Source organism: Asanoa sp. NPDC049573 (assembly GCF_040676615.1).
Taxonomy (GTDB): Bacteria; Actinomycetota; Actinomycetes; order Mycobacteriales; family Micromonosporaceae; genus Asanoa.
This window is the reverse complement of sequence record NZ_JBFAPI010000005.1, coordinates 50,983-65,969: the sequence shown is the minus strand read 5'-3', so window position 1 is coordinate 65,969 and position 14,987 is coordinate 50,983. Positions and strand designations below refer to the sequence as shown.

Genomic DNA, 14,987 nt, shown 5'->3' with positions numbered 1-14,987 from the left:
CGTCGCGGGCCACCGCGGCGGCCCTTCGCCGTCAGGACAGGGCCGTGACCACCTCGCCGATGACGGTGATCGCGGGTGCGCGCAGGCCCGCCTCGGCCACCGCGGCGGCGATCGTCTCCAGCGTTCCGGTCACCGTGCGCTCGTCCGCCGTGGTGCCTTCCTGGATCACCGCCGCCGGCGTCGTGCCCGCGCGGCCATGAGCGACCAGCGTCGACGCGATCGTGGCCAGGTGGCGCAGGCCCATCAGAACCACCACGGTGCCGGACTGCTGCGCCACGGAGGGCCAGTTGACCAGAGACTCGGGGTCGTCCGGGGACAGGTGGCCGGAGACCACCGTGAACTCGTGCGCGACGCCGCGGTGGGTGACCGGGATGCCGGCGCCGCCCGGGACCGCGACCGCGCTGGTCACGCCCGGCACGACGGTGACCGGGACACCGGCCGCGGCGCAGGCGAGCACCTCTTCGCCGCCGCGGCCGAAGACGAACGGGTCGCCGCCCTTGAGGCGGACCACCAGCAGGCCCTGCCGGGCCCGGTCGACCAGGATCTGGTTGATCTCGTCCTGGGTGCGTGCCGGCCCGTACGGGTTCTTCGCCGCGTCCACCAACTCCGCGTCCGGCCGCAGCTCGTCGAGCAGCAGCCCGGGCGCCAGCCGGTCGGCGACCACCACGTCGGCCTCGGCCAGCAGCCGGCGGCCCTTCACGGTGATCAGCTCCGGGTCGCCGGGGCCCGCGCCGACCAGTGCGACGCGGCCGCCCTGCCCGGTGGGAGCGGCCGGGCCGGCGGTGACCGCCGTGCCGCTCGCGGCCGCACCCGTCCAGCCGGACAGGAACGCGGCGATCGCGTCCCGGGTCGCGACGGCCCGGCGCGGGTCGCCGCCGCCGAGCACCGCGACCGTGACCGGGCCGCGCCGGGTCACGGCCGGCGTCCAGGCCGTCGCCGCGGACCGGTCGTCCGCCCGGACGCAGAACACCTGGCGCGCCTCGGCCGCGTCCGAGACCCGCCGCGCGGCCTCGAGATCGTCGACCGCGACGTGCACCAGCCACGCGCCGTCCACGTCGGACTCCTCGAACCGGCGGGGCTCCCAGCGCAGCCGCCCGGCGTCGGCGAGGCCGTGCAGGGTCGGTGTCAGCTCGGGCGACACCACCGTGACCTGGGCGCCGGCGCCGAGCAGGGCCGGCACCCGCCGGCTGGCGACCGCGCCGCCACCGACGACCAGCACCGGGCGGCCGTCGAGCCGGAGCGCCAGGGGGTAGAGATCGGTCATTTCTCGGCCACGCCGGCGGAGTCGAACGTGGCGACGTCGTGCAGCACCCGCACCGCGCTGGCCACGATCGGCCACGCGAGCACCGCGCCGGTGCCCTCGCCCAGGCGCAGGCCGAGGTCGACCAGCGGCGCCAGGCCGAGGTGCCGCAGCGCGACGGACGCGCCGGGCTCGGCCGAGCGGTGACCGGCGACCATCGCCCCGACCGCGTCGGGCGCCAGCGCCGCCGCGGCGAGCGCGGCCGAGTCGGCGATCACCCCGTCCAGGATCACGGGTACGCGGCGCGCCGCGGCACCCAGCACGAAACCGGCCAGGGCGGCGTGCTCCAGCCCGCCGACCGTGGCGAGCACGCCGATCGGGTCGGCTGGGTCCGGCCGGTGCAGGCCGAGCGCCCGCTGCACGACCGCCACCTTCCGGCCGTGCGTCTCGTCGTCGATCCCGGTGCCCCGACCGGTCACGTCGGCGGCCGCCGCGCCGGTGAACGCCGCGATCAGCGCGGCCGCGGGCGTGGTGTTGCCGATGCCCATGTCCCCGGTGATCAGGCAGCCGGCGCCACCGTCGACCAGGTCGCCGGCGAGCCGTATGCCGACCTCGACCGCGGCCGCGGCCTCGTCGCGGGTCAGCGCCGGCTGGACGCTCAGGTCCGCGGTGCCGCGACGGATGTTCGCGCGGACCAGCCGCGGCCCTGCGCTGCCCGGCGCGGCGTCGCCGTCCGGCAGCGGCGTGGCCACCCCCACGTCGACCACCACGACCTCGGCGCCGGCCTGGCGGGCGAACGCGTTGACCACCGCTCCGCCGGCCAGGAAGTTGAGGACCATCTGCGCGGTGACCTCCTGCGGCCACGGGCTGACGGCCTGGGCGTGCACGCCGTGGTCGCCGGCGAACACCGCGACCGTCGCCGGTTGCGGCAACGGCGGTGGGCAGGTGCCGGCGAGCCCGGCCAGGCGTACGCCCAGATCCTCGAGCGACCCGAGCGAGCCCGGCGGTTTGGTCAATGTGGCGTGCCGCGCCTGCGCGGCCGCCATGGCCGCGGCGTCGAGCGGCCGGATCGCGGCGACGGTGTCGGCGAGGAGGCTCATCTACCCATGATCCCGTCCGCCGCGAAGGGGCCCCCGTGCAGGGGCCCCTCGGCGGTCACCGGACGATCGCTGGTGACGGTGGCGTCCACTCGACGATCGGTTGGCCCTTGAGCGCGTCGCGCAGCGTCTGCGCCACCGAGTCGATCGGTTTCTGCGACTGGGCGTCACCGACCGCGTTGAACGGGTTGTCCGGGTCGGCGATGAAGCTCGCCGCGGCCAGTTCCTTGGTGAAGCCGACGAACCAGGCCGACCGGGTGCTGTCGGTGGTACCCGTCTTGCCGCCGACCGGGCGACCGACGGTCGCGGTCACGCTCGGCGCGGTCGACCATTCCTGGCAGGAGCCGGTCTGCGCCTTGCCGCCGGTCGGGCAGCGGGCCGCGTCGGCGGCGGCACGGGCCACGTCCTGGGTGACCTCCTGGCGGCACCGCGGCTTGGCCACGTCGACCGTCTGGCCCTGCTTGTTGGTCCAGGTCACCTGCTTGCCGTCGTTGGTCTGGATCGAGGTGACCGGCAGCGGCTCGCAGTACTGGCCGTCGGCGGCGACCGTCGCGTAGGCGCCGGCCATCTCCAGCGGTGTCACGTCGGAGACGCCGAGGGTGAACGCGCCCCAGGTCTTGGACCGCGGCGGCTTGGCCATCATCTGGTCGACGTCGGTGCGCCAGGTAAGGCCGAGCCGCTCGGCCATCCGGACCGCCTTGTCGGCGCCGACCTTCTGCTCGAGTTGGACGAAGTACGTGTTGACCGACTTGCCGAAGCCCGACCACATCATGTGCCGGCCGGTCATCGCGCCGGAGGCGTTCGACGGGCACCAGCGGCCGCCGCACGAGCCGGGCCCTTCGCCCAGGTACTGCGAGACCAGTCGCTGCGGCGAGTCGAACGCGGTCGACAATGGCATCCCGGCATCCAGCGCGGCAAGCATCGTGAACATCTTGAACGTCGAACCGGCCTGGTAGCCCGGCATGTCGCCGCCACCGAGCAGCGGCACCACCGTGTTCGGGTAGTTGCCCTTGATCTTCGCGGCCTTGGCCGGGTCGGAGTGCGTGCCGTTCTTGCTCTGGTCCAGCGAGTAGACCCGGTTGACGGCCATCGCCTTGACCAGACCCGTGCCCGGCTGGATCACCACGAGACCGTGCGCGAACTTGCTGGTCGACTTCTCCTTCTCCATCACGTTCTTCTCGGCGATGTTCTGGATGTTCGGGTCCAGCGAGGTGACGATCTTGTAGCCGCCGCGGCGCAGGTTGTCTTCCCGCTGGGAGGCGTTGTCGCCGAACGCCGGTTGCTCCGACCACCAGGTCTTCAGGTAGTCGCAGAAGAAGCCCCAGCTGTTGAGGTTCTTCGGCACCGACACGCAGTCGTTGGCCGGGGTGCTGAGGTTGAGTTGGATCGGCAGCGCCTTGGAGGCCGCGTTGTCCTGTGGGCTCAGGTAGCCCATCTTCTGCATGTTGTCGAGCACGTAGTTGCGCCGGGCGGTCGCCGCGAGCTTGTCCTGCGTCGCCGGGTCGTACTCGGTGGGCGCCTTGACCAGACCGGCGAGCGTGGCCGCCTCGACCAGCGTCAGGTCCTTGGGCGACTTGGAGAAGAACACCTCGGCCGCGGCGTAGATGCCGTAGGCACGGTGCCCGAAGTAGGCGGAGTTCAGGTAGCGCTCCAGGATCTCCTGCTTCGTGTACTGCTTCTCGACGGCCAGCGCGAGCCGCATCTCGCGCAGTTTGCGGGTGCTGGTCTGTTCGGTCGCCTCCTGCACCTCTTCCGGCGTCTCGGCGCCGTCGCGCTGCGCCATCCGGACGTACTGCATGGTCAACGTCGAGGCACCCTGTTGTACGCCGCCTCCCTCGTGGTTGGCGACGAACGCCCGCGCGATGCCCTTCGGGTCGACACCGTTGTGCTCGTAGAAGCGCTGGTCCTCGGAGGCCACGATGGCCTGCTGGATGTAGGGCGACATCTGCGAGATCGGCACATACTTACGGTGCTCTTCGTAGAACATCGTCAGCAGCGTCGTGCCGTCCGACGCGTACACGTAGCTGGTCTGCGCGGGGGGTTTGACGTTGAGCTCGCGAGGCATGGCGTTGAAGGCCTCGGCACCCTTCTTGGCGCCGATCCCACCGACGGCAACGATGGGATAGGCCACCGCCGCCACGACGACGCCGGCGATGAGCCCGGCCCGCAGCAGCGGAGCGAACCGACTGGTCGCGGAGAGGGTGCGCTTAATCACCACACAAAACTAGGACATAAGCGTATATGTCCGTAGTTGAAAGTGAACAACGTCTACGTCTCATGTTCCTGAACCCAAGATCAACCTACCGGGTACGGTCGACCGCGTGGTCGAGTTGGGACATCACGGTGACGCCGAGGTCGGGCCGGGCCTGGTCGACCTGGCGGTGAACGTACGCCAGGCGCCCCTGCCGCCCTGGCTCGCCGACCCCGTCGCGGCGTCGCTGGCCAACCTGGCGTCCTATCCGGACCCGGCGCCGGCCCGCGCCGCGCTGGCGGCCCGCCACGGCCGCGACCCGTCGTCGATCCTCTTGACGGCCGGCGCCGCACAGGCCTTCGTCCTGATCGCCCAGGCCTTCCGCGGCGCCGCTCTCCCCGTGGTGGTGCACCCGCAGTTCACCGAGCCCGAGGCGGCGCTGCTGGCGGCCGGCCACCGGGTGCACCGGGTGGAACTCCCGCCGCCGTACGCCCTGGATCCCGCGCTGGTCCCGACCGCCGCCGACCTGGTCTTCGTGGGCAACCCCACCAACCCGACGTCGGTCCTGCATCCGGCGTCGGCCGTAGCCGCCCTGGCCCGCCCGGGCCGCATCCTGGTCGTCGACGAGGCGTTCGCGGACACGACGCTGGGCGTCGACGGCTCACCCGAACCGTCGTCGCTGTCCGGCCGGTCGGAACTCCCCGGCCTCATCGTGCTGCGCAGCCTGACCAAGACCTGGGCCCTGGCCGGCCTGCGCATCGGCTACGCCCTGGCGGCACCCGACGTGATCGCCCGCCTGTCGGCCGTGCAACCCCTGTGGCCGGTCGCCACCCCCGCCCTGGCCGCGGCGGTGGCCTGCGCGAGCCCGGCGGCGGTGGCGGCGGAACACGCGATCGCCGTTTCGCTGGCCGCGGACCGTGCCCACCTGGTGTCCCGCCTGGCCGAGATCCCCGGTCTCACGATCGCCGCAGCCCCGCACAGCTCCTTCGTCCTCCTCAGGATCCCCAATGCCGACAAGATCCGCCTGGCGCTGCGGGAACGGGGTTACGCCGTCCGCCGCGGCGACACCTTCCCCGGCCTGGGTCCGGACTTCCTCCGGATAGCCGTCCGCGACCGAGCCACCACCGACGCTTTCACCAGGACCCTGTCCGCGGTGGTCCGCGACTTCACCCCTTGACTCGACCGCCGGCGGGCTGCCGGGCTCCCAGGTCAGTTCAGGTCGGGAGTGCCTGGGGCGAAGCGGGCGACGAAGCGTTTCTGCCAGGGGGTTTCGACCGCGCGGCGGTCGTAGTGCTGGCGGACGTACGAGACGGCCTCCGCGGCCGGCACGCCGTCGATGATCGCGAGACACGCCAGCGCGGTGCCCGTGCGGCCGCGGCCGCCGCGGCAGGCCAGTTCCACCCGCTCGGTCGCCGCCCGCTCCCAGGCCTCCTGCAGCGCGGAGCGCGCGTCGACGGGATCGCTGGGCAGCCACAGGTCGGGCCAGCGGACCCACCGGCTCTCCCAGGCCACCAGCGTGGCCGGTTTGCCGAGGAGATAGACCCCGAAGGTCGGCGGCGGCCCCATCGGGTAGGCCCGCAGCAGCCCACGCCCCCGAACCATCCGGCCCGAGGGCAACCGCAGAACCCCGCGGCCGGCTGGATCCCACGAGTCGATCATGAGCCCACCATATTCGCTGGCTGAGAGTTCAATGTTGATTCGGCCGTTTTGCGCCGCGCAGGGCAAACCCACCTCCAGCGGCATGCCCGACCCGGCGGGTCCGTGCCCGCGCCAGGGGGTGCCTCTATTCGGGCGTACATGTTCTCGCGTGTGCACACATGCCAAAACATGTACGCCCGAACACACCTACCCGTCCAGGCGCCGGACTCGCACCGCGTTCAGCACCGCGGTGGGCCGGTCGGGGACGGGGCAAGCCTGTCGAGGACGAGGCGAAGCCGCCGGGAACAAGGCGAGCCCGCCAGGACGAGGCGAACCCGCCGGGAACAAGGCGAGCCCGCCAGGACGAGGCGAACAAGGCGAACCCGCCGGGGACAAGGCGAGCCTGTCGGGGACGAGGCGAACCCGCCAGGACGAGGCGAACCCGCCGGGAACAAGGCGAACCCGCCCGGCGACGCCGACCACACAGGCGAGCACCTTCGCGGCGGCGGCGGCAATCCAGCCGATCAGGGCGACCGCCGTGAGGGTTGAGGGCGACCCGGCGCGGGCCTGGCAGCGCAGCGAAGCGGAGCGGTCTCTGGCGGGAGCGACGGTCGTGCCCACCGCGGACCCGAGCCGTCATGCCCTAATTGGCGGTTGACCTTCGGAGGAAGGCCCAGTTGATCGCCCAGAGGACCACGCCGCCGGCTAGGAGCCACAGGGCCAGGATGTAGATCGAGGCTTCGCGGACCACGGGGAGCAGGAAGATCAGCGAGATCGCCGCGCCCAGGATGAGGGCGGCGGTGGGCGCGCGGAAGTGGCTGTGGTCGACCGGGTCGCGGCGCAGGACGAGGGCGGCGATGTTGACCAGGAGGAAGACCGCGGTCAGCAGGAGGACCGTGGTGTCGGAGAGGTCGCCCAGGTTGTCGACGAAGAAGAGCAGGGCCACCGAGACCGCCGTCGTGAAGGCGATCGCCACCCACGGGGTGCGGCGTGGGCTCAGGCGGCTGAAGACGCCGGGGAGGACGTCGCGTTGGGCCATGCCGTAGAGGAGGCGGCTGGCCATCAGCATGTTGATGAGCATCGTGTTGCTGACGGCGATGATGGAGACCGCGGAGAAGATCTCGCCGACCGGGAGGCCGGGAGCGCCGAGCTTGACCACTTCGAGCAGTGGGCCGGTCGACTTGGTGAGCACGTCGAGGGGGACGGTCATCGCGGCCGTGAAGGCGACCAGGAGGTAGACCACGCCGGCCAGGACGAGGCCGGTGATCATCGCGGGCGGGAACGACCGGCTCGGCTCGGCGGTTTCCTCGGCCAGGTTGACCGAGTCCTCGAAGCCCAGGAAGGCGTAGAACGCGGTCGCCGCGCCCGAAAGCAGACCCGTCACGACGCCGAAGCCGGAGCCCGAGAAGGTGAACGCCTGGGCGGGGTCGCCGTCGCCGCTGCCGAGTACGACGATGCCGACGGCGATGATGAACAGCAGGCCGGTCAGCTCGATGCAGGTGATCACGACGTTGACGCGGACCGACTCGGCGACGCCCCAGAAATTGACCGCCGCGACGAGCAGGATCGCGACGATTCCGATCAGGACCATCGGCGGGTCTTCGACACCGAACAGACCGGTGAAGTACGCGCCACCGACGCGGCTGGCCGCGAACGTCGCCGAGGTGACACCGGACGCCATGATCGCGAAAGTGACCAGGAAGCTCAGGAACTTGAGCCCGAACGCCCGGTCGCAGTAGAGCGCGCCGCCGGCCGCCTGCGGGTATTTGGTGACCAGTTCCATGTAGGCGAACGCGGTCAGGAACGCCAGCGCGAACGCGGCCAGGAACGACGCCCAGATCGCTCCGCCGACGTCGGCGCCCACCTCGCCGGTCAGCGAGTAGATGCCCGCGCCGAGGATGTCGCCGAGGATGAAGAACGTCAGCATCGGCCGTGAGATGACGCGGCGCAGACCCTCGTCGGCCGGCCGGGTCGGCGTGCTCGTCTCGGAGGTCATGCGGGGCGCGGTACCCAGTCGGCGGCTGTGTCATGCCTCACAAAGCGGCGAGCGCCCGCACGTAGTTGACCTGCTGGTGCAGGTGCTGCACCTGGATTTGATCGACAACGGGGGTACGCGCGACGTATTGATGCCGGCCGCTGGTCACCGTGACCTGCACCGTTCCACGGTGGATGGTCTCCTTGACCAGCAGGAACAGCAGGCTCGCGATGGGTAGCACGCAGAAGCCCAGGATCGCCGTGATGATCGCCCAGGTCGGTGTCTTCTGCTCGGTCTGCCAGAAGTCGTTGACGTGCCAGGTCGAGTCTTTGAGCGGGAAGCTGCCGGCCGGCGTGTGGATCATGGCAGAGGTGACCCGGACGTCGCCGATCTGAGCGACGACCGGCCCGTCGACCGCGGGCGGGAACGGGCCGGCCGGGCCTGGCCCGGCCGGGCTCGCCGGTGCCCGCGGCGGGCCTGACGCGGCCGGGCTCGCCTGTGCCTGCGGCGGGCCGCTGCCGGGATGGGACGCGGCTCCGCTGGTCGGCGAGCCGCTGGTGGGCTGGGGCCACGGTGTGCTGCTGGGCTGCGACGGGTAGGCGGCGGGGTCGGCGGTCGGGTCCGGGCCGAGGTAGGGCGTCGACCACGGGTCGGCCGCCGGCGGAAACTGGCCCGGCTCGTCTGACGGCGGAAGCGGCAGAGTCGGCTCTGTGCCCATCACGCACCCCCAGGTCGCCGCGACTTCTCCCGGCACCTTACTGCCCGGTTGCCACGCCCACCGGGCGCCGCGTCAGGCGCTGCCGGCGAGTTGCGGCTCGGCTCTGCTGTCGGATTCCTGCGGGCCGCGGGCCTCGCGGCGGGCCACCCAGACGAACGCGAACAAGGTCATCAACCCGAACAGCCACCACTGGACCGTGTAGCCGAGGTTGAGCCAGTCGTTCTCGTAGCTCGGCGGCACCGGGGAGAAGCCTTTGTCGGCCGCCGGCACCTGGGAGTCGAGCTGCACGAACGCGCCGCGCACCGGGTAGGGCAGCTCGGGCGCGATCTTGGAAACGGAGATCCGGCGCGTCTCCAGCTTGCCGTCGGCGCGGTCGATCGCCGTGCCGCGGCTCTCGGAGAGTTTGACCGCGCCGGTGACCGTGGCCGGCCCGGTCGGGATCGGCGGAAGCTTCGGCTGCGCGTAGGCGCCGCCGCCCGGCACGGTCGGCACCCAGCCCAGGTCGACCAGCACCGCCGAGCCGTCGGAGAGCAGCAGCGGGGTCACGATCTCGAAGCCGACCTTGTCGTCGACGGTGCGGCCGCGCACCAGGACCACGTTGGCCGGGTCGTAATGGCCGGTCGCTGTCACCCGGGTCCATTCGGCGGTGCGCTCGGGGCCCGGCCCGGGCACACCCTTGCTGCCACCCGGCAGCACGACCGTGTCGAGTGGCACCGGGGTGGCGGTGTCGGCCAGATCGATCCGGTGGTTGACGTCTTTGCGCAGCTCGTAGCGGCCGTGCTGCCAGTTGCCGAGCAGCACCATCACCGCGGCGGCGACCAGCGCGAGCGCGAGGTAGCCCAGCCAGCGGGGGGTCAGCAGGAACCGGTACACGCCAAGAGGCTACTGCGGGGGTACGACGGGATTCCTGGCGGTCGCCCAGGCGCACCCGTTCGTCAATGTGTCGTCAGCCTGATGTTGTCGGGCGTATTAGGTATCGTCGGACGGCTCGCCATTTTCCGCCGAGGGAGTCGCCGATGTCCGCCGTGCCCCGGGTGGTGGTCAGCGCGCCGTCGTCCGGCCACGGCAAGACCGCGCTGGCGGTGGGCCTGCTCGCGGCGTTCGCCGGCCGCGGCCTCTCCGCCGTCGGCTTCAAGGTCGGCCCCGACCACACCGACGCGGCCTACCTCGGCGCCGCCGCCGGCAGTCCCGGCCGCAACCTCGACCCCCGCCTGGTCGGCGCCCACCGGGTCGCGCCGCTGTTCGCGCACGGGGCGCAGGGCCACGACATCGCCGTCGTCGAGGGCACGATGGGCCTGTTCGACAGCCTCGCCGGGCGGGTCGAGACCGACTCCACCGCCGGCGTGGCGGCCGCCCTGCGCGCGCCGGTGGTCATGGTCGTCGATGTCGGCGCGATGGGCCAGTCGGTGGCGGCGCTGGTGCACGGCTTCCGCGCCTACGACGAGCTGACCTGGCTCGGCGGCGTGATCCTCAACAGGGTCGCCTCCGACCGCCACGAGCAGTTGCTCCGCGAGGCCCTCGACGACATCGGCGTGCCGGTCTACGGCGCCCTGCGCCGCCGCGACCTGCCGTCCGCGCTGCCGCCCCGCCAGGAGGGCGTCGTCCCGGTCGTCCACCGCGAGGTCGAGGCGCTGCGCGGCATCCGCCGGCTCGGCGAGTCGGTCGCCGGCGCGGTCGACCTCGACGGCCTGCTCGCACTGGCCAACTCGGCGCCCCAGCTGCCGGTGACCCCGTGGTCGCCGGCCGGCGAGCTGGCACTCAGCCCCGACGACACGGCCGCCGTCCACCTGGGCCGCCGCCCGGTCGTCGCGCTGGCCGGCGGCGCCGGGATCTCGTTCTCCTACACGGAGACCCACGAGCTGCTGGAAGCGGCCGGCGCGACCGTCGTCCTGTTCGACCCGCTCCGCGACGAGTTGTTGCCGGAGAGCGCCGACGGGCTGGTGGTCGGCGGCGCGCTGCCGGAGGCCTACGCCGAGGACCTGTCCGCCAACCGCCGGCTCTGCGCCGACATCGCCGACCTGGCCCGCTCCGGCCGTCCGGTGATCGCCGAGGGGGCCGGGCTGCTCTGGCTCGCGCAGTCGTTCGACGGCCGGCCGATGTGCGGCGTCCTCGACGCGACCGGCGCCACCGGCGACCAGATGATCGTCGGCTACCGCGACGCGACCGCCCGGGCGACGACCGCCGTGGCAGAGGTCGGCACGCGGGTGGTCGGCTACAAGCAGCACCGCGGGGTGGTCAACCCGCGGTCAGGGCAGACACCCGCGTGGACCTGGAACGGCGGCACGCCGGAAGGCTTCGTCTGGCGGCGGGTGCACGCGTCCCAGCTGGCCCTGCACTGGGCGGGCTTCCCGGAGATCGCGCGGCGGCTGGTGCTGGCGGCGCGGCCGGGCGAGGCGCCGGAGCCGGGCGGCGGCGGCCGCACCTGGGCCCGAGCCACGGGGACCGTCCCGGTGCTGGGCGGCGCTCCGGCGCCGGCCTCCGGCGGCGGGCTCTGGACCGGAGAGGCAAATTCCGGCGAGGGTACGTGGCCCACGGCGGCCGTGCCCGTGCCGGTGGTCGAGGGTCCCCGCCCAGCGACGCCGCCCGCTGGCGCGCCGGCGTCGGGCGACCGGGCTCGGCCCGCGGGGTCGAGCGACGGGGTCTGGCAGGGCGCTCGGTCGACGGCTCGACCGTCGGACGACGGCGCCTGGTCCGGCGGTCCGGGTCCGTTCGGCGACGCACGTCCGGCTTCCGTCGGCGGCGCACTCGACTACGGCACGGGTCCACGCGACGGCGATGGGTTCGGTCCACACGTCGACGATCCGGCCGATGGCCGCGGGTTTCCCCCGCCCGCACAGCCGCAGCTGCGGTCCGTGCCGATCCCGGCCGAGGAGGAATTCCGGGATTCCGGGGGTGCGCCGGTGTCCACCCCTCATTTGCGAGCGGTGCCGGGGAGCGGCGGTTCGCAGACGGCCGAGACCAACGCCGGGCCGCAGGGTCCGCCGCGGTTGCGGGTCGTGCCGCCACTGGTCGAGGTAGACGAACCGATCGACCATCCCGCCTTCGCAACCGGCGTAGGCGACGGCGACCGGGCCGTCGGGCGTGGTTTCGCTGCCAGCAGCGAACCGGGCGGCGGTAGCCACGTCGACAGGCCTGCCCGTTGGCCTGACGGCCACCAGAACGGCGCGGGCCACGCCGATGGGCGCGGGTTCGCACCTACCGACGGGCCTCGCGCAGACCACGACGGTGCCAGCCACGCTGACGAGCGCGGGTTTGCCCCTACCGACGGGCGTCGCCCCCCGCAGGTCGGTGTCGGCCCGGTGACCGGCGGGCGTGGGTTCACGCCCCCTTCCGGCCGCAGAGGCGGCGACGAGGGCGCCGGTTATGCGGCCGGATTCGAAGTTTCCGGTGAGTCGGGCGACGAGGGTGGCGAGTATGTGACCGACGGGTTCGGGTTCGCCGCCGTGCCCGGGGCGCGGGCGGGGTCGCCGGCCGGCGACGGGTGGTCGTTCGTGGTGCCGACCGGTGGTGGGCAGTTGCCGGCGGGCGACGGTTATCGGCCGCCGGACCAGCGCCAGCCGCTGCCCGAGGCCGACCCGCGGCGGCCGGCCGAGTTCGGGTTCCCGGTGGGGCGCGGCGAGCATCCCGTCGCGGGCAGTGGGTTCGGTGCGGCCAGGACCGCGGCCGGGCAACCGGCCCCTAACCAGCCTGCCGGCGGTGCGTTGACCGGTGGCACGGCGGAGATACCGACGGTGCCGGGCCGGGCGCCACATGAACCCGCCGCGGGGCGGATGCGTGACGACGACGGGGGGATCACGTGAGGGGCCATCTTCCGCTGCGCCAGTTTCCGCTGTTGCGGGTTTCGACGCCGCGGGTGCACGTACGCGAGCTCGGTGAAGACGACGCCAAACCGGTGGCGGAGATCTTCGCTGACAAGCAGACGCAGCGGTGGCTGCCCTTTCCGCGCGACTTCGGGCAGATCGACGGGCTCGCGTGGTGCACCGAGATGGCCCAGGAGCGGCGCGACAGTGGCGCGGGCGACCACTACGGCATCATCCGCCGGGAAGACGATCGGCTGGTCGGGTGCCTGTGGACCAAGCGCACCGACTGGGGCGCGAAGGTCACCGAGATCTCGTACGCGATCGCGGGCGAGGCCCGTGGTTTCGGCGTCGCCCCCGAGGCGGTCGACGCGCTGGCGATCGCGCTGATTCTCGAGCACGGGTTCCAGCGGATCGAGTTGCGGGTGGCGCCGGGCAACACCGCGTCGCGGCGGGTGGCGGAGAAGGCCGGCTTCACCTACGAGGGCCTGCTGCGCAATGCCGGCTACGTGCACAGCGGGCGGGTCGACCTGGAGGTCTGGTCGTTCGTCGCCGCCGATCTCCACTGAGCGATCAGGGCGTGATCGGCCGCCCGGCGTGGATGGCGAGCACCGTGTCGATGGTGTCGGCCTCGGCGGCGGTCTTGTCGTCGCGGTAGCGGATGACCCGCGCGAACCGCAGCGCCACGCCGCCCGGGTAGCGCGGGCTGGTCTGCACCCCGTCGAACGCAATCTCGACGACCTGTTCCGGCCGGACGTGGACGACCCAGTCGCCCTTGTCGACCGCCAACTCCTGGAAGCGCTCGGTCTGCCAGCGCAGCAACTCGTCGGTCAGGCCCTTGAACGTCTTGCCGAGCATGACGAACCCGCCCGTCTCCGGGTCACGGGCGCCGAGGTGGAGGTTGGACAGCCAGCCCGTGCGCCGGCCGCTCCCCCACTCGACCGCCAGCACGACCAGGTCGAGCGTGTGCCGCGGCTTGACCTTGACCCAGGCGGCCCCGCGCCGGCCCGCGTCGTAGGCCGCCTCCGCCGCCTTGACCACGACACCCTCGTGGCCGGCGTCCAGCGCTTTCGCGTAGAACTCGTGGGCCTGATCGGGCCCGTCGACCATCGCCCGCGGCACCCGCAACGCCTCCGGCAGCGCGGCTTCGAGCGCCGCCCAGCGCTCGATGCCCGGCGCGTCGAGCAGGTCGGCGCCGTCGATGTGGAGCACGTCGAAGAAGTAGGGCGTCAGCGTCACCCCGTCGGTCTTCGGCGCCGCGGCACCGCGCCGGGCGCCGCGGGTCGCCGCCCGGCTCGCCGTCTCCTGGAACGGGCGGGGCCGCCCCTCGGCGTCGAGCCCGATCGCCTCGCCGTCGAGCACGATCTCGCGCGCCGGCAGCGACCGCACCGCCGCGACCACCTCCGGCAGCCGCCCGGTGATCTCGTCGAGGCTGCGGGTGAACACGGCGACGTCGTCGCCGCTGCGGTGGACCTGCACCCGGATGCCGTCGAGCTTGACGTCGACGGCGGCCGGCACGCCGGTGGCCACCAGCGCCTCGTCGACGCTCGGCGCGCTGGACGCGAGCATCGGCGCCAGCGGACGCCCGACCTGGAGCGCGAACTCGGCGAGCGCGGCGACCCCACCCTGGAGCGCGGCCACCGCCACGGTCTTGAAGTCACCGACCAGCAGCAGCGCCCGCCGCACGGCGGGCCCCGGCACGTCGGCGGCCCGGGCGATCGCGTCGGCGAGCAGCCCGGCCTGGGCGCCCTGACGCAACTCGCCGCTGAACAGGCCGCGCAACATCCGCTGCTCGTCGACGGTGGCCGCCGCGAAGAGCGCGGCGAGCAGCCCCTTGCGCCGCGCCTGCGACCCGCTGCCGCTGACGCCGGCGATCTCCGCGATGGCGGCGTCGACCGCACCGACCGTCAAGGTCGCGGCCGGGGCCGGCGGCGGCAGGTCACGCAGGCTGGCATAGCCGACCCCGGTCTGCCGCTGCCGCAGCTCACCCGCCAGGTAGGCCGAACCGGCCTCGACCTCGGACGGGTCGAGCCCCCTCAGCGCAGCCGCGAGCAGATCGACCTTGGCGAGCCGCTTCGAGGTCGCGGCCACCGCACCCGAGGTCGCGGCAAGATCTGCGAACAGCATCCCCACATCCTGGCACCAGGGTCCGACAACCGTGCCCCACCTCGACGCCCGCCCCGCATGAGAGGCCGCCCAGGGCCGGCGCCGCCCACGGCCAGCCCCGCCAGAAGGCCAGGCCGCCCAGGACCAGCGCCGCTCGTGGCGGCAGCCGGGGCCGCCCCGGCCAGAGCCGCTCGGGACCAGCGGCCAGCGCCGCCCAAGGCCAGG

At 73.1% G+C, this 14,987-nt stretch carries 11 protein-coding genes; 3 read left to right on the top strand and 8 right to left on the bottom strand.

All coding sequences use genetic code 11. From position 1 onward, the window contains the following. Positions 1–31: 31 nt before the first annotated feature. From cobA to AB0J74_RS13205, 3 genes are read right to left on the bottom strand one after another with little or no spacing between them, the layout of a single operon-like run. Positions 32–1,264: a uroporphyrinogen-III C-methyltransferase gene (cobA, locus tag AB0J74_RS13215; RefSeq protein ID WP_363447919.1), complete on the bottom strand. Its 1,233-nt coding sequence runs from the start codon at positions 1,262–1,264 to the stop codon at positions 32–34. Next, positions 1,261–2,340: a nicotinate-nucleotide--dimethylbenzimidazole phosphoribosyltransferase gene (cobT, locus tag AB0J74_RS13210; RefSeq protein ID WP_363447917.1), complete on the bottom strand. Its 1,080-nt coding sequence runs from the start codon at positions 2,338–2,340 to the stop codon at positions 1,261–1,263. The genes cobA and cobT overlap by 4 nt, the downstream gene beginning before the upstream one ends. 55 nt (positions 2,341–2,395) lie before the next feature. Beyond that, a complete protein-coding gene (locus AB0J74_RS13205) occupies positions 2,396–4,552 on the bottom strand; it encodes a transglycosylase domain-containing protein (RefSeq protein WP_363447915.1) in 2,157 nt (718 codons plus the stop codon). A 106-nt stretch (positions 4,553–4,658) separates the two neighbouring features. Between AB0J74_RS13205 and cobC the strand changes: the two genes are divergently transcribed. Continuing rightward, positions 4,659–5,705 (top strand): Rv2231c family pyridoxal phosphate-dependent protein CobC, encoded by a 1,047-nt coding sequence (gene cobC / locus AB0J74_RS13200; protein ID WP_363447913.1) that lies wholly within the window; start codon positions 4,659–4,661, stop codon positions 5,703–5,705. Positions 5,706–5,737: 32 nt separating this feature from the next. Here the strand turns inward: cobC and AB0J74_RS13195 are convergent, their stop codons facing one another. The 4 genes from AB0J74_RS13195 to AB0J74_RS13180 form a co-directional block, all read right to left on the bottom strand. Next, positions 5,738–6,187, bottom strand: a complete 450-nt coding sequence (locus AB0J74_RS13195; protein ID WP_363447910.1) for a protein phosphatase — start codon at positions 6,185–6,187, stop codon at positions 5,738–5,740. A 622-nt stretch (positions 6,188–6,809) separates the two neighbouring features. Next, positions 6,810–8,162, bottom strand: a complete 1,353-nt coding sequence (locus AB0J74_RS13190; RefSeq protein WP_363447908.1) for an APC family permease — start codon at positions 8,160–8,162, stop codon at positions 6,810–6,812. Between the two features lie 37 nt (positions 8,163–8,199). After that, entirely contained in the window at positions 8,200–8,859 is a 660-nt protein-coding gene (locus tag AB0J74_RS13185) for a hypothetical protein (RefSeq protein ID WP_363447906.1), read from the bottom strand. A gap of 72 nt (positions 8,860–8,931) precedes the next feature. After that, positions 8,932–9,732, bottom strand: a complete 801-nt coding sequence (locus tag AB0J74_RS13180) for an SURF1 family protein (RefSeq protein ID WP_363447904.1) — start codon at positions 9,730–9,732, stop codon at positions 8,932–8,934. 143 nt (positions 9,733–9,875) lie between these two features. Between AB0J74_RS13180 and AB0J74_RS13175 the strand changes: the two genes are divergently transcribed. After that, complete coding sequence (locus tag AB0J74_RS13175) at positions 9,876–12,659, top strand: cobyrinate a,c-diamide synthase (RefSeq protein WP_363447902.1); 2,784 nt, start codon at positions 9,876–9,878, stop codon at positions 12,657–12,659. Then, the gene (locus AB0J74_RS13170) at positions 12,656–13,225 is read left to right on the top strand and encodes a GNAT family protein (RefSeq protein ID WP_363447900.1); all 570 of its coding nucleotides are present in this window, start codon (positions 12,656–12,658) and stop codon (positions 13,223–13,225) included. The genes AB0J74_RS13175 and AB0J74_RS13170 overlap by 4 nt, the downstream gene beginning before the upstream one ends. Before the next feature lie 4 nt (positions 13,226–13,229). Here the strand turns inward: AB0J74_RS13170 and AB0J74_RS13165 are convergent, their stop codons facing one another. After that, complete coding sequence (locus AB0J74_RS13165) at positions 13,230–14,783, bottom strand: ATP-dependent DNA ligase (protein WP_363447898.1); 1,554 nt, start codon at positions 14,781–14,783, stop codon at positions 13,230–13,232. Positions 14,784–14,987: the final 204 nt, after the last annotated feature.

Excerpts from the sequence above, each read along its gene's own strand:
- cobT (WP_363447917.1), bottom strand. The coding sequence starts at position 2,340 with ATGAGCCTCCTCGCCGACACCGTCGCCGCGATCCGGCCGCTCGACGCC.
- AB0J74_RS13175 (WP_363447902.1), top strand. The coding sequence starts at position 9,876 with ATGTCCGCCGTGCCCCGGGTGGTGGTCAGCGCGCCGTCGTCCGGCCAC.
- AB0J74_RS13165 (WP_363447898.1), bottom strand. The coding sequence starts at position 14,783 with ATGCTGTTCGCAGATCTTGCCGCGACCTCGGGTGCGGTGGCCGCGACC.
- AB0J74_RS13190 (WP_363447908.1), bottom strand. The coding sequence starts at position 8,162 with ATGACCTCCGAGACGAGCACGCCGACCCGGCCGGCCGACGAGGGTCTG.
- AB0J74_RS13195 (WP_363447910.1), bottom strand. The coding sequence starts at position 6,187 with ATGATCGACTCGTGGGATCCAGCCGGCCGCGGGGTTCTGCGGTTGCCC.
- cobA (WP_363447919.1), bottom strand. The coding sequence starts at position 1,264 with ATGACCGATCTCTACCCCCTGGCGCTCCGGCTCGACGGCCGCCCGGTG.
- AB0J74_RS13185 (WP_363447906.1), bottom strand. The coding sequence starts at position 8,859 with ATGGGCACAGAGCCGACTCTGCCGCTTCCGCCGTCAGACGAGCCGGGC.